Origin of the sequence: Micromonospora rifamycinica (assembly GCF_900090265.1) — a bacterium.
In the GTDB taxonomy this organism is placed as follows: domain Bacteria; phylum Actinomycetota; class Actinomycetes; order Mycobacteriales; family Micromonosporaceae; genus Micromonospora; species Micromonospora rifamycinica.
Genome location: NZ_LT607752.1, coordinates 6,605,716 through 6,628,834, shown reverse-complemented (window position 1 = coordinate 6,628,834; position 23,119 = coordinate 6,605,716). Strand labels below are relative to the sequence as shown.

Genomic DNA, 23,119 nt, shown 5'->3' with positions numbered 1-23,119 from the left:
GGTGTCGGGGGGTCTCCCTATCCTGCCGGCATGGTGGAACTGACCGGGGCCGAGGCGCTCACCCTGCGGATGACCTCGCTGAGCCTGCGGGAGCATCCGGGTGGCCGCCCGCCGGGCGTCGCCGGGGTGGTGGAGTGGTTCGGGGCCATGCAGGCCCAGGACGCGGCGAGCGGTCTGTGGTCGCTGGGGCTGCGGCTGCCCGGTCACACCGAGGCGGACGTGCGGGCCGCGCTGGAACGACGCGAGGCGCTGCGGACCTGGCCGATGCGCGGCACCGTGCACCTGGTGCCCACCCGGGACGCCCGCTGGATGCTGGAGCTGACCGGGGTCCGGGCGCTGGCCGGGGCGGCGGCCCGCCGGGCCGTGGTCGGGCTGACCGAGGCCGAGGCCGACCGGGCCGCCGACGTGCTCGGCGCGACGCTGGCCGGCGGCGGCCGGCTGACCCGCGCGCAGTGCCTGGCCGCCCTCACCGCCGCCGGCATCGACGCCACCGGCCAGCGCGGCTACCACCTGCTCTGGTACGCCAGCCAGCGCGGCGTCACCTGCATCGCCCCGCACCAGGGCACCGAGCAGACCTTCGCACTGCTCGACGAGTGGTGCCCCGACCCGCACCGGCCCGAGCGGGACGAGGCGCTGGGCATCCTGGCCCGGCGGTACTTCCGCAGCCATGGGCCGACGACCCGGCGCGACTTCATCGGCTGGACGGGGTTGACCGCCGCCGACGCCACCCGGGCCATCGCGGTCGCCACCGCCGCCGGGACGCTGACCGCCGTCCGGGTCGACGGGGTGGAGTCGCACCTCGATCCGGCGCTGCTGGACACACCCCGACTTCCGGTGGACGACGTGCACGTGCTGCCCGGCTTCGACGAGTACCTGCTCGGCTTCAAGGACCGCACCCTGATGGTCGAACCGGCGCACCTGAAGGCGGTGATCCCCGGCGGCAACGGTGTCTTCCAGTCCACCGTGGTGCGCGGCGGCCGGGTGGTGGGCACCTGGAAGCGCCGCCTCGCCCGGACCAGGGTCACCGTGACGGTGCAGCCGCTGGCCCCGCTGGACGGGCCGACCCGGCAGCGGGTCGAGGCGGCGCTGGAGGGTTACGCCCACTTCCTCGGCCTGCCGCTGCACCTCACCTGGTAGGTCCCGCCCACTCCCTCAGGCCACCGACACTCCCCGCCCACCAGTTCTGGCGGCCCGGCGACGCTCCCACCCCGCCAGCCCTCCACCCCGCTGGCCCTCCCACCCCGCCGGCACCCTCGGCCCGCCGCGTGGCTGTCACCCCCGGTCCCGACAACCCGACCGGCCTGGGCAGGACGGCGGCGTGCCCGCCTCCGGCTGCGCCCGGCCGTCCTGGGCCGGGACGTGCCGGCTCAGGGCGGGGCGGGGCGACGTGGGCCGCATGCGGTCACCCTGCGCAATCGGGGCTGATATCACCGAGAGTGATCGGAGATCATCTGCCGTCGCCGGGGCCACCAGCCCACCCGAGCGATTAAATCCCCATTGAGCTGCACTTTCTCCACAGCACCCCGCCCACCAACACTAACCCCTCACGGACACTTTGCTCTGCTGACCTGGACGCGACAGACACGAAGAGCAGCCGTCGCGTCGAAGGCAGCAGAGCAAAGTGTCCGGAGGTGGTGTGGTGCGCTCGGCGTGATGTCACTGTCCGTGTCGATCGGCACGGGCGGCCAAACGAGCAGGCAGACGGGCGTGGCGGACGAGACGGGAGGATGCGCGGGTCCGTCAGGGGGCAGGACGCCGGACACCTGAGGGGTACGAGGCAGCGGCGACGCAGGGCCGCGGATGCCAGGGCGGCGGAGCCGCGGGACCGGAGGCTACAGCAGGGCAGGGGGCAGCGGGATCGGAGGCTACAGCAGGGCAGGGGGCAGCGGGATCGGTGGCCGCACGCCGCCGGGGGCGCCGGGGCGTGCGTCCACCGATCCGGGGTGAAGGGGGATCAGTCGCCGAGGGCGCCGGCCGACCGGCCCTCGTGCAGGGTCAGGTTCCGGCCGGTCGCGGGGTCGAAAAGGTGGATCTTCTCCAGGTTGAACCAGACCCGCCGGTCCTCCCCCTCCCGCACCGGGGACTCGGCCGACAGCCGGGTCACCAGGTTACCCCCGCCGCCGCTGAAGTCGGCACCGGCGTCGGCGGCCAACTCCTCCAGTTCGGCGGCGCTGGCCCGCTGCCCCTCGACGGTGAAGTAGACGTACTTGTCGGAGCCCATCGACTCGACGATCTCGGCGGGGGCGGTGAACTCCATGCCCCGGGCCCGGGTCTCGTCGTCGATCAGTTCGGCGTCCTCGAAGTGCTCGGGCCGGATGCCGAGGATCAGCTCCCGGGGCGCGTCGGCCCCCTCCAGCTCACGGCGGATCCGGTCGCCGATCGTGACGTCACCGAGGGCGGTACGCAGCTTCCCGTCCGCCACGGCGGCGTGCAGGAAGTTCATCGACGGCGAGCCGATGAACCCGGCGACGAACAGGTTGCGCGGGTGGTCGTACAGCTCCTGGGGCGGGCCGACCTGCTGGATCTCGCCACCCCGCATGATCACCACTCGGTCGCCGAGGGTCATCGCCTCGGTCTGATCGTGGGTCACGTAGACGGTGGTGGTGCCCAGCTTCTTCTGCAGCCGGGACACCACCGTCCGCATCTGCACCCGCAGCTTGGCGTCCAGGTTGGACAGCGGCTCGTCCATCAGGAACGCCTTGGGCTGCCGGACGATCGCCCGGCCCATCGCCACCCGCTGGCGCTGCCCACCGGACAGGTTCGCCGGCTTGCGGTCGAGCAGCGGGGTCAGCTCCAGCACCTTCGCCGCCTCGTCCACCTTCTGGTCGATGGTCGCCTTGTCCAGCTTGGCCAGCCGCAGCGGGAACGCCATGTTCTCCCGGACGGTCATGTTCGGGTAGAGCGCGTAGGACTGGAACACCATCGCGATGTCGCGGTCCCGGGGCGCCTTGTCGTTGACCCGTTGCCCGCCGATGCGCAGCTCACCGGAGCTGATGTCCTCCAGCCCGGCGATCATGTTGAGGGTGGTGGACTTCCCGCAGCCGGACGGCCCGACCAGGATGACGAACTCGCCGTCGGCGATCTCCAGGTCGACGTCCCGCACCGCGACGGTGCCGTCGGGGAAACTCTTGCTCACCTTGTCCAGCACGATGTCAGCCATTTGTTGTCACCTATCCCTTGACGGCGCCGGAGGTCAGGCCGGAGACGATGCGGCGCTGGAAGAAGAGCACGAACAGGATGATCGGAATGGTGATCACCACGGCGGCGGCGCAGATTGCCCCGGTGGGGTCCTCGAACTGCGACTCGCCGGTGAAGAACGACAGCGCCACCGGCACCGTCCGGGCCCGCTCGGTCGAGGTGAGCGTGATGGCGAACAGGAAGTCGTTCCAGCAGAAGATGAAGACCAGGATCGCGGTGGTGAACAGGCCCGGGGCGGCCAGCGGGGCGATCACCCGCCGGAACGCCTGCCCCTGGGTCGCGCCGTCCATCTTCGCCGCCTTCTCCAGGTCCCATGGGATCTGCTTGAAGAACGCCGACAGCGTGTAGATCGCCAGCGGCAGGGCGAAGGTGATGTACGGCAGGATCAGCCCCGGCCAGGTGTCGAAGAGGCCGAGCTGCCGCTCGATCTCGAACAGCGGCGACACCAGCGACACCTGCGGGAACATCGCGATCAGCAGGGACACCCCGACCAGCAGGCGCTTGCCGGGGAAGTCCAGCCGGCTGATCGCGTACGCGGCCATCGCGCCGAGCACCACCGCGATGAACGTGGCGATCAGGGCGATGCCGATCGAGTTGATCAGGGCGCGGACGAACTGGTCGGTGTCGAAGATGCTCCGGTAGTTGTCCAGCGTCCACTCCCGCGGCCAGAACTTGCCGTCGGTGAGGGTGCCCGGGGTCTTGAACGACAGGGAGGCGATCCAGAGCACCGGGACCAGGGCGAAGACGACCACGATGACGTCGATCAGGCCCCAGCGCAGCTTCGCCCGGGTGGTGGTGTCGGCCATGTCAGCGCCTCTCCCCGTCGTCGCTGCCCGGGGCAGCGGTGCCGAACAGCTTCACGAAGACGAACGCGATGATCGCCACCGTGATGAAGATCAGCACGGACATCGTGGAGCCGATGCCGAGGTTGAGCCCCCGGATCAGGTTGTTGTAGGCGAGCATCGACACCGACGAGGTCTCGTTGCCGCCGTTGGTGAGCACGAAGATGTTGTCGAACACCCGGAACGCGTCGAGGGTGCGGAACAGCAGCGCGACCAGGATCGCCGGCTTCATCACCGGCAGCATCACCTTGGTGAACCGCTGCCAGGCCGTCGCCCCGTCGGTGGAGGCCGCCTTGAGCAGGTCCTCCGGGACCAGCGCCAGCCCGGCCATCAGCAGCAGCGCCATGAACGGGGTGGTCTTCCAGATCTCCGCCAGCATGATGATCGCCAGCGAGCTGGCCCGCTCGGTCAGCGGGGCACTGCCGTCGAAGAGGTTGGCCAGGTAGCCGGTGCCGGGCGTCCAGGCGTACCGCCAAGAGAACGCGGCGACGACCGTGACGATGCCGTAGGGGATGAGCGCGGCGGTCCGCACGATGCCCCGGCCGACCAGCGTGCGGTGCATGACCAGGGCCAACCCCATGCCGAGGACCAGCTCCACCGCGACGGTGACCACCGTGATCAGCATGGTCACCCCGAACGCGGTCCACCAGAACTCGTTGCTCAGCACGGTGACGTAGTTCTCCAGCCCGATGAACTCGCGCTGGTCGGGGAAGCGCAGGTCGAAGCGTTGCAACGACAGCCAGACCGAATAGATGATCGGGTACGCGGTGACCAGCACCATGACCAGCGCGGCCGGGGCGCAGAGCAGCCAGCCCAGTTTCCGTTCGGCCTTCTTGTTCTCGCTCAACGGGGCGCGCCGACTCACGGCAGGACCCCCTTGGACTGGAGCGCGTCGGAGATCGCCTCGCGCAGCTCCCTGGCCGTCTGCTCCGGCCGGATCGCCGACGGCGGCGACAGGATCGCCGACATCACCGTGGAGATGCTCTGGTACGCGGGGGTCAGCGGCCGGACCGCCGGCTCCTTCAGCTCCTCCAGAATGGTCTCCTTCATCGGGTACGCCTCGTCCATCTCCGGGTCGTCGTAGACCGCCTCGATGGTCGGGGGCACCCCGTCGTTGACCGCGGAGAACTTCTGGTTCTTGGCGTCCCGGATGCACTTCGCGGCTTCGAAGGACTCCGCCGGGTGCTTGGAGTAGGCGCTGACCGCCATGTTGATCCCGCCGATGGTGACCTTGCTGGGGGTGTTCGCGTCGATACCGGGCACCCGTGCCCACCTGACCTTCTTGGCCAGCTCCGGGTCGGCCTCCTGCAACGCCGGGTAGACGAACGGCCAGTTGACCTGGAACGCGCCCTTGCCGGACTGGAAGTCCAGCCGGACCGGATCCTCGGTGGAGTTGCTGAACGACGGCGACGTCACGCCCGACGTGGCGAACCGCTGGAGCTGGTCGAGGGCCTCGACGGTGCCTTCGTCCATCACGGCCTTCTTGCCGTCGTCGCTGAGGATCTTGCCCCCGGCACTCTCGGCGAGCGTGTTGTAGAGCACCACCAGGCCCTCGTACTGCGCGCCCATGGTGAGCACCTGGTACGGCTTGCCCTGCCCCTTGAGGTCCTTGGCCGTGGCGATCATGTCGTCCCAGGTCTTCGGGGCCTGCGGGACCAGGTCGCTGCGGTACCAGAGCAGCTGCACGTTGGTGTTCTTCGGCGCTCCGTAGAGCTTGCCCTCGTAGCGGGCGGTGTCCAGCGGGCCCGCCAGGGTGCCCTGCTCGACCTCACTCTTGTCATGGCCGGTCCACTCGCGGATCCACTTCGCGCTGGCGAACTCCTGGGTCCAGGTGACGTCCAGGCCGAGCACGTCCATCCCGCTGTCCTCGGCGGCCAGCCGGCGGACCAGTTGCACCCGCTGGTCGTCGGCCTGCCGGGGCAACACCCGGTAGGCGATCCTGTAGCGGCCCTCGGCCCGGGTGTTGCAGTCGTCGACCACCTTCTGCAGGTTCTGCTCCGGCGGGTAGTACAGGTTGATCGTCGGCGTGCCTCCACCACCGTCGTCCGTGCCGCACGCGGCCATCGGCGCGACGAGTGCCAGCGCGGCGGCGACCGCCCCGGCCCGGACAGCCGGCCGACGCCGGTGTCGGGCCGTTCCGGGGTCCGTCATCACCCTCCCCCTCTCTTCGGCGAAAACCGGGGAGGTGACCCGCGCCCCGGCAGGCGCCCGGGCCTCTGACGTGCGGAAACGCACCTGCCCGGCCGTTCCGTGCGCCTAGACTGCCCGGCCCGCGAAGCCGCGAAACCTGCCGGTAACCCGAGTTCGGGCCGGTACCCGGGCGCCCGCCGCCGGGTCGGCTCCCGATGTCCCCGATCGTTGCCCCTCGGGCCGGGTGCCCGGTTTCAGCCCCGCGCCCGCGCCCAGGACAGGAAGCGCTCGGTCATCCGGGCCGGTGGGTGCCCCGGGTGCAGTTGGCCGAGCTGGTGCGTCGCCTCGGTCATCAGGACGCCGAGGTAGACGAGCAGCCCGGTGCGGTCCTGCCGGAACTCGGTGAGCAGGGCGAGCTTGGCCGGTTGGCAGGGCCACTCCCGGCCACAGTTGCGGCACCGCCACAGCGGGCGCATCGCGACGTGCGGGACGGACGGTCGGACCACCGTCGCCACCTCCTCGGGTCGATCCCCGTCGATCCGGTCCTGGAAGGGGCCGCTCCCGCACGGGGGATCGGGAGCGGCCCCGCAGCAGGACCCGCTACCGCCCTCCCTGGCTGCCAGCGGGTCCGCCATGGTGACAGCCTGGTGATCGACCCACTACCGTGGATACACGCTCACCGCATCTGCGCAGCTCAGCACCGCGGGTGAGCAATCACGACGGACCCGCCGATCCACGGTGGGCAGAGGCTGGGGGTGTGATGGGGACAGCTACCGACTACGTGCTGGAGGAGTTACGTCTGTTCCGGACGGGGCTCGGGCTCAGCCAGGAGGATTTCGGCAAGGGCATCGGCTATTCGGGGTCGCACGTCAGCTCGGTGGAGACCGGCGGTCGGGCGCCCACCAGGGAGTTCATGCGGGCGGTCGACGGCTGCCACGAGACCGGCGGGCGCTTCCAACGGATGCTGGAGAGGCTGGGCCGGCTCGACGCCGAGCCGGCCTGGCTGCGGGAGTGGATCGAGTTCGAGCGGGAGGCGACCACCCTGCGCTGGTTCGAGATGACGTACGTGCCGGGCCTGTTGCAGACCGAGCGGTACGCCCGCGCGACGCTGGCCGGCGGCCGGTTCGCCGCGGAGGACGTCGACCGGATCGTGGCGTCCCGGCTCGAACGGCAGGCGATCCTGCGGCGGGAACGCCCGCCGCAGCTCATCTGCGTGATCGACGAGGCGGTGCTGCGCCGGCCGGTGCTCGACCAGCCGGGGCTGATGATCGAGCAGTGCGAGCACCTGGCCCGGTTGACCGCCGAGGAACACGTCCAGGTGCACGTCGTGCCGACCGACGCCGGCATGTACCTGGGGCTGGGCGGGCAGTTCATCATCGCCGAGATGCCCGACGGCGAACGGGTGGCCTACGCGGACAACCAGCTCACCGCGCAGATCGTCGATGCGCCGACCGACGTTGCTAGTCTGGCCAGGACGTGGGAGATCGTGCGGAACGAGGCGCTCCCCCGCCGGCAGTCAATCGAGCTGATCGAGGAAGTGGCGAAGTCATGGACATGATGACCCCGCAGTGGCGGAAGTCGACCAGGTCCGGCGGCAACGGCGGAGCCTGCGTCGAGGTCGCCGACAACCTGCCCGACCGGGTGCTGGTGCGCGACACCAAGGACCGCGAGGGCGGCACCCTCCACGTCGACCGGACGGCCTGGACGGCGTTCGTCGGCTACGCCAAGCAGCACTGACCCGGCTCACCCGACCAGGCTCCACCGCCACGCCGGGGAGCCTGGTCGGCCCCGGCCACCGCCCCGGCCACTGAGCCGGGCCGGACCGAGCCGGACCCCGGACCGAGCCGGACCCCGGACCGGATCGGACCCTGAGCCGCGCAAGGCCGGGCCGGGTTGGGGTGCACAGCGGGGCCGGGCGGGGTGCGCGGCGGGGCCGACGTAGGCTCGGCCGATGGATGCCACCTTCTTCTTCGATCCCGCCTGCCCGTGGACCTGGCGCGCGTCGCGTTGGCTGGTCACGGTGGCCGAGGCTCGTGACCTGACCATCGAGTGGCGGGCGTTCAGCCTGAGCATTCTCAACGCCGGGCGGATCCCGCCGCAGTTCGCCGAGCCGATGGCCGCCTCCGCCCGGGCGCTGCGGCTGGTCGAGGCGCTGCGCGCCGACGGGCGCGGTGCGGACGCCGGCCGGTTCTACACCGAGCTGGGCGTGAGCACCCACGACGCCGGCACCTCACTCTCGGCCGACCTGGTCGACGCGGCCGTCAAGGCGGCCGGTGTCCAGGACGCGGCACCCGCCCTGGACGACGCGCGCTGGGACGCGGCGGTACGCGAGTCGCACGAGCTGGCGTACTCCTCGGCCGGACCGGACATCGGTGCGCCGGTGCTGATGGTGCCGGGCGCCGAGCGGGGCATCCACGGGCCGATCCTGACCGAGGTGCCCGCGCTCGACGACGCCCTCACCATCTGGGACTCCCTGCTGCCGCTGCTGCGGATGCCGGCCTTCCACGAGATCAAGCGGGGCCGCCGCTGATCCCGCCCGTCCGCGACACATCACGCCACGCCCGACGTCGCGTCGCCCGCACCGGCCGCGGCGGTCACGTCAGCGTCCGCGTCCCGTCGCCCCTGTGAGCGGCGTCGGCGTCCGCGCAGCCCGTCGGCCGGCCACGACTGGCCGGTCGGCGGGCTAGCCCGGTTGTGCCGCTTGCACTAGCGTTGACGCACTCACTCCACAGCCAGCGCGTCGCCGTCGTAGTCGATACGCCTCCGGCCGACATCAGCCTGCCCGATCGGTGGGTTCTCCCGCGAACTCCCCCGGCGCGTCCACCGGGTTGGGCAGGATCATCCTCAACGAGGAGGTGCTCCGTGGTGCAGGAGACCCGCGCTCTCGCCCTGACGTTCGAGGTGAGCGGCCTGCCACCGGTGAAAACCGAAGCGCTGTCCATCTTCGCCGCCGGCCATCGGCAGGCGACGAGGGTCCGCGCCCTGCTCGAAGCGGCCTGCACCGCGGCCCAGCAGACCGGCTGGACGCCGTTGGCCGGGCCGATCGAGGTGGACCTGACCCTGCGGTGCCCACCCGGGCACCGCACGTCCGACGCCAGCACCCTGCTCGGTGGGGTGTGCGCCGTACTCCAGGACAAGAAGCGGGTGGCGAACATCGGGCTGGCCCACCTCGGGGTCCTGGTCGACGTCGCCCTGTACGCCGACGACCGGCAGATCCGCCGGCTGTCGTACCGGGAGGAGCCGGCGGAGGACCTCTCGTACCAGGTCCGGGTGGCCGCCGCGCCAGCCGGGGTTTGACCGACGCCCGCGGTGGGGTACCGCGGACGCCGACGAAGGGAGCGCCGATGTCGGAGCCACATGTCACGCTCGACCCGAGAGGGCTCGACCCGGTGCAGCAGAAGCTGCGCGGCCCGCTGGAGGACCAGCTCACCTCGGCCCTCCAGGCGGCCACCGACCGGGTCCGGGCCAGCTACGCGGGTGAACCGGTCGAGCAGGTCTGTCAGCGGCTGCTCGAAGAGACCCGGTCCGGACTGCACCCCGACATCGCCGCCGGGTTCCAGCCCGACATGGACGAGTTCTGCCGGGTGGCGGTGGCGATCGTCCGCAACGAGGTGTCCTGAGCGGCTCAGTACCGGCCGAGGTTCTGCGTCGGGCAGATCACGATGCGCGGCGCGTACTTCGGATCCAGCCAGCGCAGCACGGCCACCAGGTCGGCGTGCGCCAGGCTGACGCAGCCGGCGGTGGGGCCACCGGCGGCGGTGCTGAACTCGTGCAGGAAGATGCCGCTGCCGGCGTTCGGTACCGGCTTCGGCACGTTCGGCGGCATGTTGTAGGTGATCACTGCGAAGTGGGTGTACGCGGGCACCTCCCGCCACAGCGCCTCGCTGTAGCCGCCCGGGTTGGTGGTGCTGTGCTGGAAGGTGTTGTAGGCGGCCGAGTTCGGGTTCTCGTTCCACCAGTCGTCGGTGACCACCCGGTGGTAGGGGAACCGTACGCCGGGATCGGCGGCGATGCCGTACATGGTGGGGCCGAACGAGTAGACCCCGGTGGGGGTGGTCGCCACCCCCTCGGTGTGGTGGTCGCTGAACCCCTTCGCGCCCAGCCGGGCGGCCAGCGGGGCCGACACCGGCACCCAGTGGCCGCCGGCCCGGTGGAACGTCTCCAGGGTGGCGTGCGTGGTGGCGTAACCGCTGCCGGTGACGATGACGACCTGACGGGTCGCGGTGGGCAGGGTGGTCAGCCGGGAGGCGCGGTTCGGCGGCGGGACCAGCCGGCCGCGGCCCGTGGCGGCGGCCGTACCGCCGACCGGGGCAGGTGTCGTCTCCATCGCTGACATGATCGCATCACGGCCGACTCCCGGATGCCCCGCCGACCGCCCAGGGCCAGGCGGCCCGACGGTCGCCGGCGGCGGGTCAGGGCCGGGTCCGCAACTCCCCGACCCCGACCGCCGGCTGTCCGGACCGGCAGCGGTGTACGCCGCTGCGGACCCCACGGGCGGGGCAGGCCGCCCGCGTCGGGTCCGACACGCGGACCCGGGCCGCCTGCACTCAGCTCCATGGTGCCCCGGTGCCGGACTTCGGCGCGTTCCCGACCACCCCGACAGGGTCGTCAACGCCGGGCAAGGTTAGGCACCCCCCGGCCCGCCGGGCAAGCGGTCCGACGCCGCCCCGAAGGTGATTCACACCGGAGCGGAAATGCGGCATCCCGGCGTGACACGCGCCGCCGGACGGACGCTGTTCGGTATCGACACGGCCCGTCGGCTAGAAGTGGGCGAGCAGGTCCGGAAAGGCGGCCAGCCGGATCACCCCGTCGTCGGCCGGGTCGAGGTCGTCGTTCTCCAGGACCCAGGTGTTCTCGTTGGGGATGAACACCGCCCGCATGCCCGCCGCCCGCGCCGGCAGGATGTCCGACTTCGGGGAGTTGCCGATCATCCAGGCGTCGGCCGGGGCGAAGCCGTGTTCCCGGGCCAGCCACCGGTAGGTCCCGGTGTCCTTCTCGGCCACCACGTGCGCCGCGGCGAAGTGGTGCAGCAGGCCGCAGGCGTCCAGCTTGCGCTGCTGCTCCTCCTGGTCCCCCTTGGTCAGCAGCAGCAGGTCGTACCGGGTGGCCAGGGTGTCGAGGGTGTCGGCGACCCCGGGCATCAGCTCGACCTGGTGATTGACCAGCGCGGTGGCCAACCCGTCGATCTCCCGCCGCTCCTGCTCGGTGACCGGCCGCTCGCGCAGCCGGGCCAGGCACTCGCCGAGGCTGCGCAGGAAGACCTTGCTGCCGTAGCCGTGGGCCACCGCGTTGGCCCGCTCGATGTCGTCGAGCACGGTACGGATCTGCGCCCGGTCGAGCGTCGGATGGTCGAGCCAGTCCAGGAAATCGTCGATCACCCGCTCGAACAGGACGTTGTTCTCCCAGAGCGTGTCGTCGGCGTCGAAGATCAACGTCGTCGCGCCCGCCCCCGGGGCCGTTCCGTTCCCACCCGTACCCATCCGGTCCCCTCCCGACAGGATCGCCCCGCCGGACGGCGGCGGCCGACGGACACGCTAGCGCTCCGGCCCGCCCGGCACATCCGGGTTGTCCCGGCGCAGGGTCAGGATGAGGTCGGCCACCAGCGCCGTCCACCCGGTCTGGTGCCAGGCCCCGAGCCCGGCACCGTTGTCGCCGTGGAAGTACTCGGGGAAGGCGATCAGGTCCCGCCAGTCGGGATGGGTCTGGAAGAGCTGACACGCGCCGTAGATCGGCCGACGCCCCCAGCCGTCCCGGGTGAACAGGGAGATCAACCGGACGGAGAGGTCGTCGGCGATCTCGTCCAGCGTGCACTTGCGCCCCGACCGGGTCGGGTACTCCACCTGGAGGTCGTCGCCGAAGAACGCGGCGTAGTCCCGTAGCGCGCTGACCAGCAGGAAGTTCGTCGGCATCCAGATCGGGCCGCGCCAGTTGGAGTTGCCGCCGAACAACCCGCTGGTCGACTCGGCCGGCTCGTAGCCGACGCAGAACTCCTGCCCACCCAGGTCGACCGCGAACGGCTTGTCCAGGTGCGCCCGGCTGAGCGTGCGCAGGCCGTAGTCGGAGAGGAACTCGTCGGGGTCGAGCATCCGGGCCAGCAGCCGGACCACCTGCTCCGGGCCGACCATCGACAGCAGCCGCTGCTGACGGCCGTCCGGGCCGAGCCGGCGGGCCCCGATCACGTCGGCGTACTCGGGGCGTTGGGTGAGGAACCAGCGCAGCCGGGCGCCCAGCTCGGGCAGGCGTTGCAGGGTACGGGCGCTCAGCCGGGTGGTGGCCGCCAGCGGCAGCAGCCCGACCACCGAGCGGACCTTCAGCGGCACCTGACTGCCGTCGGCGAGGCGCAGCACGTCGTAGAAGAACGCGTCCTCGGCGTCCCACAGGCCCTGCGAGTAGCCGGCGGCGGCGATGTAGGCGAAGTGCTCGAAGAACTTCGTCGCGGTGTCCACGTACGCCCGGTCGTGCTCGGCCAGCACGATCGCCATGTCCAGCAGGTTGAGGGCGTACATCGCCATCCAGCCGGTGCCGTCGGACTGTTCGAGCACCCCGGCCACCGGCAGCGCCGCCGAGCGGTCGAACGGGCCGACGTTGTCCAGCCCGAGGAAGCCGCCCTCGAACAGGTTGTTGCCGCCGGTGTCCTTGCGGTTGACCCACCAGGTGAAGTTGAGCAGCAGCTTGTGCATCACCCGGGCGAGGAACTCGTGGTCGCGCCCGCCGTCGATCTCGAACACCTTCAACGCCGCCCAGGCGTGCACCGGCGGGTTCACGTCCCCGAACGCCCACTCGTACGCCGGGATCTGGCCGTTGGGGTGCAGGTACCACTCGCGGAGCAGGAGCAGCACCTGCTCCTTGGCGAAGCCCGGGTCGACCCGGGCGATGGTGACGCAGTGGAAGGCCAGGTCCCAGGCGGCGTACCAGGGATATTCCCACGGGTCGGGCATGGAGATCACGTCGAAGCTGGTCATGTGCCACCAGGCGCTGTTGCGCCCGTGCCGGCGACCGGCCGGCGGCGTCGAGCCCGGATCGCCCTCCAGCCACCGTTTGACGTCGAAGTGGTAGAACTGCTTGCCCCACATCAGCCCGGCGATCGCCTGCCGGGCGACCAGCGCCTCGTCGGCGCTGGCCGCCGCCGGGATCACCCCGGCGAAGAAGCGGTTCGCCTCGGCCCGCCGGGCCCACACCACGGTGTCGAAGCCGGCACCCAGGTCCGCCGGGGGCGGCGCGACCGCCCCGGGCGGTGGCGCGGTGCGGGTCAGCCGCAGCCGGATCTGCCGCTGCCCACCGGCCGGCACGTCCAGCACGTAGTGCAGGGCGCCCTTGGTCCCTTCCCGGTCCGGGTTGACGGTGGCCGCGCCGGCCACCACGTGGTCGTTGATCCCGTCCTTCGGGTACGGCGAGCGGCCGGCCAGCCCCCACAGCCGCTCGGCGTTGGTGTCGTTGTCGCAGAGCAGCGGGACCGGCTCGCCGTCGCCCTCCAGCAGGAGCTGCCCCAGCACCCAGTGCTCGCCGACCAGCCGACCGCCCTCGCCGGTCAGCCGGGGCACCCGGTCCGCGCCGGGCGGACCCCAGGCCCAGGTGTTGCGGAACCACAGCGTGGGCAGCACGTGCAGGGTGGCCGCCTCGTCGGCCCGGTTGGCGACGGTGACCAGGATGCACAGGTCGGTCGGGGACGCCTTGGCGTAGTCGACGGTGACCGCCCAGTACCGGTCGTCGTCGAAGATTCCGGTGTCGACCAGCTCGTACTCGGTATCGTCCCGGCCGCGCAGGGCGTTGACGGCGACCAGCTCGTCGTACGGGAAGGCGGCCTGCGGGTAGTGGTAGCGCCAGCGCATCCAGGAGTGGGTGGGGGTGCTGTCGAGGTACCACCAGTATTCTTTCGCGTCCTCGCCGTGGTTGCCGCCGTCGCCGCCGAGGCCGAACATCCGCTCCTTGAGGATCGGGTCCACCCCGTTCCACAGCGCCAGCGCGAAGCAGAACGTCTGCCGGTCGTCGCAGACGCCCGCCATGCCGTCCTCGTTCCACCGGTAGGCTCTGGACCGCGCGTGGTCGTGGGGGAAGTAGTCCCATGCCGTGCCGTGCTCGCTGTAGTCCTCCCGTACCGTCCCCCACGCCCGTTCGGACAGATAGGGACCCCATGCGCGCCACTCCTGCTCCCCGGCGTCGGCCTGGGCGAGCCGGAGCCGCTCGGCGTCGGGGGACGGGGCGTCGGAGGGCGATCTGTCGGTGAGCACCTGCACATTTTCGACGCCGCCGGGGTACTTGACCACAGCGGCCATTGTCGTCGTGGCGTGTTACACCTCGCCGCCACAGGAGGAAAGAAGTTGATCGAGTTCGGTTTCGGTCCGGGGGTCTGCGGCGAACTGGCCGGTGGAGCGACCCGGGAATGGCTGGTCACCGACGGTCTCGGCGGATACGCCATGGGCACCGTGAGCGGGCTGCGGACCCGCCGCTACCACGGTCTGCTGGTGGTGGCCGGGGAGACTCCGGCGGCCCGCCGGGTGGGGCTGGTCAGCCTGGACCCGGCGGTGGTGCTGCCGTCCGGCGCCCGGGTCCGGCTCGGCGCGCACGAGTGGAGCTCGGGCGTGGTCGACCCGCGCGGCTTCGAGTACCTGGAACGCTTCGACCTAATCGACGGGCTGCCCCGCTGGCGGTGGCGGATCGGTGACGTGGTGATCGAGCGGGAGCTGGCCATGGCGTACGGCCGGCCCGCCGTCGCGGTGGTGCACCGGCTGGTGGCCGGCGGCCCGGTCCGGCTGGACCTCTCGGCCGCCGGCACCTGGCGCGACGCGCACGGCGAGCGGCGGGCCGACGGGCCGACGCCCCGGGTGGAACCGGCCGACGGCGGCGCGGTGGTCGAGGGCGCGTACCGGCTGACCGGCCCGGACTGGACGCCGGAGGGCCAGTGGTGGCTGGGCGTGCACCACCGGGAGGAGGCCGCCCGGGGGCTGCACCCCGACGAGGACCTGTGGTGCGCCGGGCGGTTCTCCGGCACGCTGGACCGCCCCGGGGACACCGTGTCGGTGCTGGCCTGGGCCGGTGACCTGGCCGAGGAGCCGCCGCCGGCCGCGCAGGTGGTGGCGGCGGCCCGGCAGCGGCACCGGGCGGTGGTGGCGGCGGCGAAGCCGGCCGACGCGGTGGACGCGACCCTGGCGCTGGCCGCCGACGCGTTCGTGGTGCGTACCTCCGCCGGGCCGGACGTGGTGGCCGGCTACCCCTGGTTCGGGGCCTGGTCACGGGACACCATGACCTCGTACGAGGGGTTGTTCCTGTGCACCGGGCGGGCCGACGAGGGGCGGGAGCTGCTGCGGTCGTACGCGGCGACGCTGTCGGAGGGGATGCTGGCCAACACCGCCGACACCGGGAGGGTGGAGTACAACACGGTCGACGCGACGCTGTGGTTCCTGCACGCGGTGAGCCGGCACGTCACCGTCACCGGCGAGACCGACCTGGGTGACGAGCTGCTGCCGGCGCTGCACGGGGTGGTCCGGGCGCACCTGGACGGCACCCGGTACGGCATCGCGGTCGACCCGGCCGACGGGCTGATCACCCAGGGTGGCACCCCCGGCACCGCGCTGACCTGGATGGACGCCCGGGTGTACGGGGTGCCGGTGACCCCCCGGGTCGGCAAGCCGGTCGAGGTCAACGCGCTGTGGATCAACGGGTTGGCCGGGTTGGCCGAGCTGACCGAGCTGGCCGGGCAGGACCCGGACGAGCTGTGGCGGCTGCACGACCGGGCCCGGGAGGCGTTCGGCAAGCGGTTCCCCACCCCGGCGGGCTGGCTGCACGATGTGGTCGACGCGCCCGCCCCGGCGTACCCGCTGGGTGGGGCCGCGCACCACGACGACGACCTGCTGCGACCCAACCAACTGCTCGCCTGGTCGCTGCCGTACGCCCCGCTGGAGCCGGACCCGGTGGCGCTGCGTCGGGTGGCGGCCGGACTGTTCACCCCGCTGGGTCCGCGCAGCCTCGCCCCCGACTCGCCCGAGTTCGCCCCCCGGCACCGGGGCGGCCCGGCCGACCGGGACGGCGCCTACCACCAGGGGACGGTCTGGCCGTGGCTGGTCGGTCCGTTCGTCGAGGCGTACCGCCGGGCCGGGTTGCCCACCGACGACCTGCTGACCGGGCTCGTCGGCCATCTCGGCGAGTACGGCCTGGGATCGGTGAGCGAGACGGCCGACGGCAGTGCGCCGCACGCCGCCACCGGCTGCCCGTTCCAGGCCTGGTCGGTGGCCGAGCTGCTGCGGGTCCGGCGGGCCCGATAGGCAGCCGTTACACACCGGCAACGGTGGCGTCTCCGCTGGTTATCCCCGACTGGGCAGGATGGGCACCGACCCCGGGCCACAGCGAAGACACCCCTCTGGTGTCCTACCGGCGCCTGCCCGGGACACCCTCGAAGGGAGCCGCATGTCACCTGACGCCGACGTGATCGACATCCACCCCGCCGGCCGGCACCAGCGGGTGCTGATGCTCTCCTGGGAGTACCCGCCGGTGCTCGTCGGCGGCCTCGGCCGGCACGTGCACGCCCTGGCCACCGCCCTGGCCGCCGCCGGGCACGAGGTCACCGTGGTCACCCGGCACGCCGAGGGTGCCCCGCTGGAGGAGTACGCCGAGGGGGTCCGGGTCCTGCGCGCCCCCGAGGACCCGGTGACCTTTCCGCTGGCCACCGGGTCGCTGCTGGCCTGGACGATGGCGTTCAACCACACCCTGACCCGGACCGCCCTGCGGGCCGCCGACACCGCCGACTACGACGTGGTCCACGCCCACGACTGGCTGGTCGGGCACACCGCCGTGACCCTGGCCGAGCACCTCGACCTGCCCCTGGTCACCACCATCCACGCCACCGAGGCCGGTCGGCACCAGGGCTGGCTGCCCGGGGAGCTGAACCGCACCATCCACGGCGTCGAACACTGGATCAGCAACGTCTCGACCCGGGTGATCGCCTGCTCCGGCTACATGCGCGAGCAGGTGGGCCGGCTGTTCGACGTGCCCGCCGGCCGGGTCGACGTGGTGCCCAACGGGGTCGACGACCGGGCCTGGCGGGCCCGGCCGCGCGCGGTCGCCTCGGCCCGCGCCCGGTTCGCCGGGGACGGCCCGCTGGTCGGTTACGCCGGGCGGCTGGTCTACGAGAAGGGCGTCCAGCACCTGGTGGACGCCGTGCCGTACCTGCGGGACCGGCACCCGGGGCTGCGGGTGGTGATCGCCGGCGACGGCCCGTACAGGGACGAACTGGTCGACCGGGTGCACCGGCTGCACGTCGCCGACAGCGTCCGGTTCGCCGGCTTCCTGGACGCCGGGCAGCTCCCGGCGATGCTCGCCGCCACCGACGCGACAGTCGTGCCGAGCCTCTACGAGCCGTTCGGCATGATCGCCCTGGAGGCGGCGGCGGCCGGCGCTCCGTTGGCCGTGGCGAGCACCGGCGGGCTGGCCGAGATCGTCGAGCCGGGCGTCACCGGGGTGACCTTCCCGCACAGCGACCCGGGCGCGCTGGCCGGTGCGGTCGACCGGCTCGTCGGCGACGAGGTCTTTGCCCGTCGGGTGGCCCGTCGGGCCCGCACCATGGTCGGCGAGCGCTACGGCTGGGCGGCCATCGCCGCACGTACCGTGAGCAGCTACGCCGCCGCCCGCCGCGAGCACGGCGGCTTCCAGGCCCGACGGGCGGCGACGCTGCTGGCCGGCGGCCGCCCACGGATCGCCATCCCGGAGGGCAACCTGCTGGCGCTCGACGGCGCGGCATGCTGACCGGATCGAGACCAGACAACCGATAGGTCCGTCCCGATCCATTGGCTACGGTGTACCTCGGCCGATGGTGAGGAGAACGGTGCAGCAGGTAGTGATCGCCGGCCGGTACCGCCTGTTGAAGATGGTGGGCCGGGGTGGCATGGGCCGGGTCTGGCTGGCCCGCGACGAGGTGTTGCACCGCGAGGTGGCGATCAAGGAGGTCGTCCCTCCCGCCTGGCTGGCCGACGACGAGCGCGACGAGCTGCGGCTGCGGACCCTGCGTGAGGCGCGCACCGCCGCCCGGCTCAACCATCCCAACGTGGTCCGGGTCTACGACGTGGTCCAGGTCGAGGAGCGGCCGTGGATCGTGATGGAGTACGTCCTGTCGCAGTCGTTGCAGACGGTGCTGGACACCACCGGTCCGGTCGACCCGGTGCGCGCCGCCGACATCGGGATGGCGCTGCTGGCCGCCTTGCGCGCGGCGCACTCCGCCGGGGTGCTGCACCGGGACGTGAAGCCGCAGAACGTCCTGGTCGCCGACGACGGCCGGGTGATGCTCACCGACTTCGGGCTGGCCACCTTCGACGGCGGTGACGGGCTGATGACCCGCCCCGGCATGGTGCTCGGCTCACCGCAGTTCGTCGCCCCGGAACGCGCCGCCGAGGGGGTGTCCAGCGTGGAGGCGGACCTGTGGTCGCTCGGGGCCACCCTGCACGCCGCCGTGGAGGGCCGTTCCCCGTACGCCCGGAGCACCGCGATGGCCACCCTGGCCGCCCTGGCCACCTCGCCACCGGACCCGGCCCCGCACGCCGGGCCGCTGCGCCCGGTGCTGGACGGGCTGCTGCTGCGCGACCCCCGGCAGCGGATCGGCCACGACGAGGCGGGGCGTCGGCTGGAGATGGTGACCCGGCCGGTGCCCACCGTGGAACCCCCCACGGTGGTGCTGCCGGTGGCCCGTTCCGCCAGTACGCCGCCGCCGCACTGGCCGGGCAGGGACAGTGAGAAGGCCGACCGGCCGACTGCCCGGTCACCGCAGGGCCGGGCGGAGAGCGACGCCGAACGCGACTGGGGGCCGCCCGGCCGCCGGGTTCTCCCCGACCCCGCCGACCGGCCCGCCACCTCGCCGGCCCCGGTGTCGTCCGGTGCCGCCGGCCCGGCTCCGGCGTCGTCCGCCGCCCCCTCCACCGCTTCGGCGTCGTCGGGTTCCGCCTCCCCCGCCCCGGCGTCGTCCGGTGCCACCGGCCCGGAGCGGGTCGGCCGGGCCGGGGTGGTCGGCACACCACCGGGCGGCCTTCCGGCGGTCCCCACCGGCACCGCCGGCCCGGCGCTGGGCGGCTCCGGCGGCCCGATGTCGGGCGACTCCGGCGGCCCGACACCCGGCAGTTCCTCCGGCATCGGCGGCCCGCCCCCGGGTGGCTCCGGCACCGGCGGCTCCGGTGCGGGTGCCGACGACCCGGCCGGCTACCGCCCGGGACTGGTCGATCCCCAGGGCCGCGCGCCCGGGGCGGGCAGCCCGGCAGACCCGGGGTCGGGCGGCCAGCGGGCGTCCGGCCCGGGGCGGGCCGGCGCGGGCGCGGGTTCACGACGGGCGACCGGGACGGGCGGGGTGGCGACGATGACCGCCCGGCTGGCCGGCGGCGCCCGGGGCTGGCTGCTGGCCGGGGTGACGCTGGCGGTGGGGGCGACGGTCGGGATCGGCACCACCATCGCGATCAGCGACGACGACCACCGGGCCGCACCGCCCGCCACCGACGCGCCGACCACCGGCAAGCCCTCCACCCGCCCGTACGGGCCGCCCGGCCCCGGTACCGGTTCGGGCCGACCGGGGGCACCACCGCCCGGCGGACCGGCCGCCGCCCCGCCACCCATGCCCTGCCTGCGCCCCGACCCGGTCGGCACGAAGGTCACCGGCCGACCGGCGACCGTGGACGACGGGTTCCGTCCCCCGCCCGGCTGGACCTGGTATGACGGCGCCGGTTACCGGATCGCCGTGCCGGTCGGTTGGCTGCGCACCCAGGAGGGCACGGTGGACTGCTTCCGTGACCCGGGCAGCCGCCGGACCCTCAGCGTGGAGCCGCTGGCCGGCGACGCTGGCGGTAGCGCGGCGCTGGACCGGTTGCGGGACGAGGAGCGCGCCCAGCTCGGCTTCGGCTCCCTGCCCGGATACGACAAGATCAAGCTGGCGGCCTCCGGCGACGGCGCGCAGTGGGAATGCCGGTGGGACACCCCGTTCGGCGGCCGGGAGCACGGCCTGCGGCTGATACCCGGCGGCGACCTGGCCGGATACCTGCTGAGCTGGTCCGCGGCGGACGAGGACTGGAACGCCTCCAGCGACGAGCTGGCAGTGGTCCGGGAGAGCTTCCGGGGCCGGTCGACCGAGGTCACCTCGCCCACCTGACCCCCTCCCCGACGGCCCTGCGCACCGGCGTGCCGCCACCGTCCATCGCGTCCGGCAGCCGCCCTGCACACCACGCCTGCGGTCGAGAAACCGCAGCTAGGTGGCTACCCTGGTAGCGGGGGGAGCCGAGGGGGAACGTCGTGCAGCAGCTGCTGATCGCCGGGCGTTACCGGCTGCTCCATCTGGTCGGCACCGGCGGGATGGGCCGGGTCTGGCTGGCGCGCGACGAGATGTTGCACCGGGACGTCGCGGTCAAGGAGGTCGTCCCGCCGCACTGGCTCGCCGAGTCCGAACGCGAGGAACTACGGCTGCGGACGCTGCGCGAGGCCCGTACCGCCGCCCGGCTCAACCACCCCAACGTGGTACGTATCTACGACGTGGTGCACGACGGCGACAGCCCGTGGATCGTGATGGAGTACGTGGCGTCCCGGTCGGTCCAGCAGCTGGTGAGCGACGACGGCCCGCTGGACCCGCACCGGGTCGCCGGGATCGGCCTGGCGGTGCTGGCCGCCCTGCGCGCCGCGCACGCCGCCGGGGTGCTGCACCGCGACGTGAAGCCGCACAACGTGCTGGTCGCCGACGACGGCCGGGTGGTGCTGACCGACTTCGGGCTGGCCACCTTCGACGGCGGCGACGGGGTGATGACCGGGCCGGGCATGGTCCTCGGCTCCCCGCAGTTCGTCGCCCCCGAGCGGGCCCGCGACGGGGTGTCCGACCCGCGCACCGACCTGTGGTCGCTGGGCGCGACCCTCTACGCGGCGGTGGAGGGGCAGTCGCCGTACGCCCGGTCGAGCGCGATGGCGACGCTGAGCGCCCTGGCCACCGAGCCTCCCGACCCCACGCGTCGGGCCGGGCAGCTCCGCCCGGTGCTGGACGGCCTGCTGCGCCGCGACCCTGACCGACGGCTCACCGCAGCCGAGGCGGAGCCGCTGCTGCGGGCGGCGCTCGCGGCGACGTCGGCACCCCCGGGCGACCCGGCACCGCAGCGGCACCGGCCGCCGCCGGCACCACGCGTCCCGGCCACTGCGACCCGGGCGGCGGCTCCCACCGTCCGCCCGGCCGGACCGACCAGCCGGGCATGGACGTGGGGCGGGCCGGCAGCGGGCGGGACCGCCCGGGGCACCACCGCGCCGCCGCCCCGTCGCCGTCGCCGGATCGTCCTGGTCGCGGTGGCCGTGGCGGCCACCGTGCTGATCGGAGCCGGCACGACGCTCGCCCTGCGGTCCGGCGACTCCACGCCGCCCTCGCCCGGGGCCGGGGCCGGCGACCCGGTGGCCCGGCCGGCGGCCTTCGCGTGTGCCGCCCCCTCGCCCGCGAACGCCGTCCCGGTCCGGTCCGCGCCGCCGCCGTCGGGTGAGCGGTTCGGCCTGGTCCCCGGTTGGACCTGGTACGCGGATCCGGCCGGGTTCCGGATCGCCGCGCCGGCCGGCTGGCTGCGCTACACCGACGGCACCGTGACCTGCCTGCGGGAACCGGGTGGCCCCCGGGTGCTGAGCGTCGCTCCGGGTGACGCGCCGGCCGACCCGGTGGCCCACTGGAAGGCCGAGGAGCGCCGGCTCGCCGACGACGGACGGCTCGCCGGCTACCGCCGGGTGGAGATCTCGGCGTTGGACATGTTCCGGGGCGGCGCGCTGTGGGAGTGCGAGTGGACCGGGCCGGCCGGCGTCCGGCTGCACACCGCGCGGCTGCTGGTGCGCGTCACCCCGGAACGCGCCTACACCGTCTCATGGTTGACAGACCAGTTCGACTGGCAGGTCAACGCGACGTACTTCCTGATGATCCGGCAGAGCTTCCGTCCCGCCGCCTGACCGTCTCCCCTGTGGACCATCCGGGTGATTGCCCCGTCGACGGCGGCTCTGACACAGTGGCGTAGCGTTGTCGATCAAGAAACCGGGGAGGGGCGAGGCGACATGATGGGACCGTCCCACGCACTGTCGGGCGCGGCGGTGTGGCTGACCGGGTCGTGGGCACTGGATTACTTCGCCGACTACCACCAGTCCCCGCTCGCCCTGGCCGTCGGCACGGCGGTCTGTGCCGGTGGCGCGCTCTTCCCCGACCTCGACCTCTCCGGCAAGGTCACCCGCAACCAGGGCGGCGCCACGGTGGCCCGTACCTTCGGCGTCTTCTCGCTCTTCGTCGCCGAGGTGATGGAGAAGATCTCGCTCGGCGTCTACTACGCCACCAAGCTCAGCCGGGATCCGCGCCGCAACAACGGCCACCGGACCCTGACCCACACCATCCCGTTCACCGTGCTGGTCGGCTGGGGCACCACCGCGCTCTGCGCCGCGTACGGCAAGTGGGCGGTGGTGAGCATCCTGTTCTTCATGATCGGGCTGGCGCTGCGCGGGCTCTTCGACGAGTGGGCCGAACGGGCCGGCTGGGTGATCGTCACCCTCGTCTCGGCCGCCGCCGCCTGGTTCACCTTCGCCAACCTGCCGGGTGACCGGGGTTATCCGATGATCGGACTGGCCGTCGGGGTGGGGTGTTTCGTGCATATTCTCGGCGACATGATCACCAAGGCCGGGGTGCCGATCCTCTGGCCGATCCCGATCAAACGTCGGATGTGGACGATGATCGGGCTGCCGAACAGCATCGCGCTGCGCACCGGCAGCAAGGCCGAGGTGGTGGTGCTGCGGACCGCGCTGACCGTGCTCTCGGTGCTCGCGGCGGTCGGCCTGGTGGCCCCCTCGGTACTCCAGCGCTTCAACATCGAGGTCTGACCGGCCCTGCCCCGTCACCCGCCCCTTCCCTGGCCACGGTGGTGCCGGCCGGGCCCGGCACCCGGCCCCGCGGTGGGACCGCCCAACCGGGGGAAGTACGGGGGGTACGGCGACGC

The 23,119-nt window shown here is 72.9% G+C and carries 19 protein-coding genes; 11 read left to right on the top strand and 8 right to left on the bottom strand.

Annotated elements, in window-relative coordinates; translation table 11 throughout:
• The first annotated feature begins 30 nt into the window (after window positions 1-30).
• Entirely contained in the window at window positions 31-1,137 is a 1,107-nt protein-coding gene (locus GA0070623_RS28135) for a winged helix DNA-binding domain-containing protein (protein WP_067308247.1), read from the top strand.
• A gap of 817 nt (window positions 1,138-1,954) precedes the next feature.
• On the opposite strand, the gene GA0070623_RS28130 is transcribed toward GA0070623_RS28135, so the two are convergent.
• The 5 genes from GA0070623_RS28130 to GA0070623_RS28110 all read right to left on the bottom strand — a co-directional run bounded on the left by GA0070623_RS28130 (window position 1,955) and on the right by GA0070623_RS28110 (window position 6,676).
• On the bottom strand, window positions 1,955-3,160 hold the full coding sequence (locus tag GA0070623_RS28130) for an ABC transporter ATP-binding protein (RefSeq protein WP_067308250.1): 1,206 nt from the start codon (window positions 3,158-3,160) through the stop codon (window positions 1,955-1,957).
• Between the two features lie 10 nt (window positions 3,161-3,170).
• A complete protein-coding gene (locus GA0070623_RS28125) occupies window positions 3,171-4,004 on the bottom strand; it encodes a carbohydrate ABC transporter permease (protein ID WP_067308254.1) in 834 nt (277 codons plus the stop codon).
• Window position 4,005: 1 nt separating this feature from the next.
• Entirely contained in the window at window positions 4,006-4,905 is a 900-nt protein-coding gene (locus tag GA0070623_RS28120) for a carbohydrate ABC transporter permease (RefSeq protein ID WP_067308257.1), read from the bottom strand.
• The gene (locus tag GA0070623_RS28115; protein ID WP_067308260.1) at window positions 4,902-6,194 is read right to left on the bottom strand and encodes an ABC transporter substrate-binding protein; all 1,293 of its coding nucleotides are present in this window, start codon (window positions 6,192-6,194) and stop codon (window positions 4,902-4,904) included. Before GA0070623_RS28115 ends, GA0070623_RS28120 begins: the two co-directional genes overlap by 4 nt.
• Before the next feature lie 230 nt (window positions 6,195-6,424).
• Window positions 6,425-6,676, bottom strand: coding sequence for a flavin reductase (locus tag GA0070623_RS28110; RefSeq protein WP_089004380.1), 252 nt, complete (start codon window positions 6,674-6,676; stop codon window positions 6,425-6,427).
• 254 nt (window positions 6,677-6,930) lie between these two features.
• Between GA0070623_RS28110 and GA0070623_RS28105 the strand changes: the two genes are divergently transcribed.
• The 5 genes from GA0070623_RS28105 (at window position 6,931) to GA0070623_RS28085 (ending at window position 9,790) form a co-directional block, all read left to right on the top strand.
• Complete coding sequence (locus GA0070623_RS28105) at window positions 6,931-7,728, top strand: helix-turn-helix domain-containing protein (protein WP_067308263.1); 798 nt, start codon at window positions 6,931-6,933, stop codon at window positions 7,726-7,728.
• Window positions 7,725-7,907 carry a DUF397 domain-containing protein gene (locus GA0070623_RS28100; protein WP_067308291.1) on the top strand — a complete coding sequence of 61 codons (183 nt, stop codon included), beginning with the start codon at window positions 7,725-7,727 and terminating at the stop codon, window positions 7,905-7,907. Before GA0070623_RS28105 ends, GA0070623_RS28100 begins: the two co-directional genes overlap by 4 nt.
• 214 nt (window positions 7,908-8,121) lie before the next feature.
• Window positions 8,122-8,700: a DsbA family protein gene (locus GA0070623_RS28095; RefSeq protein WP_067308267.1), complete on the top strand. Its 579-nt coding sequence runs from the start codon at window positions 8,122-8,124 to the stop codon at window positions 8,698-8,700.
• A 335-nt stretch (window positions 8,701-9,035) separates the two neighbouring features.
• Complete coding sequence (locus GA0070623_RS28090; RefSeq protein WP_067308294.1) at window positions 9,036-9,467, top strand: RusA family crossover junction endodeoxyribonuclease; 432 nt, start codon at window positions 9,036-9,038, stop codon at window positions 9,465-9,467.
• 47 nt (window positions 9,468-9,514) lie between these two features.
• Window positions 9,515-9,790, top strand: a complete 276-nt coding sequence (locus tag GA0070623_RS28085) for a hypothetical protein (RefSeq protein WP_067308270.1) — start codon at window positions 9,515-9,517, stop codon at window positions 9,788-9,790.
• A gap of 5 nt (window positions 9,791-9,795) precedes the next feature.
• Here GA0070623_RS28085 and GA0070623_RS28080 read toward each other — a convergent pair whose 3' ends face one another.
• The 3 genes from GA0070623_RS28080 to GA0070623_RS28070 all read right to left on the bottom strand — a co-directional run bounded on the left by GA0070623_RS28080 (window position 9,796) and on the right by GA0070623_RS28070 (window position 14,443).
• A complete protein-coding gene (locus GA0070623_RS28080; protein WP_067308273.1) occupies window positions 9,796-10,497 on the bottom strand; it encodes a L,D-transpeptidase family protein in 702 nt (233 codons plus the stop codon).
• A gap of 433 nt (window positions 10,498-10,930) precedes the next feature.
• Window positions 10,931-11,650, bottom strand: coding sequence for an HAD family hydrolase (locus GA0070623_RS28075; RefSeq protein ID WP_067308276.1), 720 nt, complete (start codon window positions 11,648-11,650; stop codon window positions 10,931-10,933).
• Between the two features lie 54 nt (window positions 11,651-11,704).
• On the bottom strand, window positions 11,705-14,443 hold the full coding sequence (locus tag GA0070623_RS28070) for an MGH1-like glycoside hydrolase domain-containing protein (RefSeq protein WP_067308279.1): 2,739 nt from the start codon (window positions 14,441-14,443) through the stop codon (window positions 11,705-11,707).
• Between the two features lie 45 nt (window positions 14,444-14,488).
• Here GA0070623_RS28070 and GA0070623_RS28065 point away from each other — a divergent pair, with 45 nt between their 5' ends.
• From GA0070623_RS28065 to GA0070623_RS28045, 5 genes are all read left to right on the top strand, one after another.
• Window positions 14,489-16,429, top strand: coding sequence for an amylo-alpha-1,6-glucosidase (locus tag GA0070623_RS28065; protein ID WP_067308282.1), 1,941 nt, complete (start codon window positions 14,489-14,491; stop codon window positions 16,427-16,429).
• A gap of 142 nt (window positions 16,430-16,571) precedes the next feature.
• On the top strand, window positions 16,572-17,906 hold the full coding sequence (locus tag GA0070623_RS28060; RefSeq protein WP_089004208.1) for a glycosyltransferase family 4 protein: 1,335 nt from the start codon (window positions 16,572-16,574) through the stop codon (window positions 17,904-17,906).
• 79 nt (window positions 17,907-17,985) lie between these two features.
• Window positions 17,986-20,283, top strand: coding sequence for a serine/threonine-protein kinase (locus tag GA0070623_RS28055; protein ID WP_231932574.1), 2,298 nt, complete (start codon window positions 17,986-17,988; stop codon window positions 20,281-20,283).
• 140 nt (window positions 20,284-20,423) lie between these two features.
• A complete protein-coding gene (locus GA0070623_RS31225; protein WP_067315462.1) occupies window positions 20,424-22,091 on the top strand; it encodes a serine/threonine-protein kinase in 1,668 nt (555 codons plus the stop codon).
• A 102-nt stretch (window positions 22,092-22,193) separates the two neighbouring features.
• Window positions 22,194-23,003, top strand: coding sequence for a metal-dependent hydrolase (locus tag GA0070623_RS28045; RefSeq protein WP_067315465.1), 810 nt, complete (start codon window positions 22,194-22,196; stop codon window positions 23,001-23,003).
• Window positions 23,004-23,119 lie beyond the last annotated feature (116 nt).

Bases quoted from the DNA above. Each gene is read 5' to 3' on its own strand.
- GA0070623_RS28130 (WP_067308250.1), bottom strand. From the start codon at position 3,160: ATGGCTGACATCGTGCTGGACAAGGTGAGCAAGAGTTTCCCCGACGGC.
- GA0070623_RS28085 (WP_067308270.1), top strand. From the start codon at position 9,515: ATGTCGGAGCCACATGTCACGCTCGACCCGAGAGGGCTCGACCCGGTG.
- GA0070623_RS28070 (WP_067308279.1), bottom strand. From the start codon at position 14,443: ATGGCCGCTGTGGTCAAGTACCCCGGCGGCGTCGAAAATGTGCAGGTG.
- GA0070623_RS28100 (WP_067308291.1), top strand. From the start codon at position 7,725: ATGATGACCCCGCAGTGGCGGAAGTCGACCAGGTCCGGCGGCAACGGC.
- GA0070623_RS28135 (WP_067308247.1), top strand. From the start codon at position 31: ATGGTGGAACTGACCGGGGCCGAGGCGCTCACCCTGCGGATGACCTCG.
- GA0070623_RS28105 (WP_067308263.1), top strand. From the start codon at position 6,931: ATGGGGACAGCTACCGACTACGTGCTGGAGGAGTTACGTCTGTTCCGG.
- GA0070623_RS28060 (WP_089004208.1), top strand. From the start codon at position 16,572: ATGTCACCTGACGCCGACGTGATCGACATCCACCCCGCCGGCCGGCAC.
- GA0070623_RS28125 (WP_067308254.1), bottom strand. From the start codon at position 4,004: ATGGCCGACACCACCACCCGGGCGAAGCTGCGCTGGGGCCTGATCGAC.
- GA0070623_RS28075 (WP_067308276.1), bottom strand. From the start codon at position 11,650: ATGGGTACGGGTGGGAACGGAACGGCCCCGGGGGCGGGCGCGACGACG.
- GA0070623_RS28080 (WP_067308273.1), bottom strand. From the start codon at position 10,497: ATGGAGACGACACCTGCCCCGGTCGGCGGTACGGCCGCCGCCACGGGC.
- GA0070623_RS28095 (WP_067308267.1), top strand. From the start codon at position 8,122: ATGGATGCCACCTTCTTCTTCGATCCCGCCTGCCCGTGGACCTGGCGC.
- GA0070623_RS28045 (WP_067315465.1), top strand. From the start codon at position 22,194: ATGATGGGACCGTCCCACGCACTGTCGGGCGCGGCGGTGTGGCTGACC.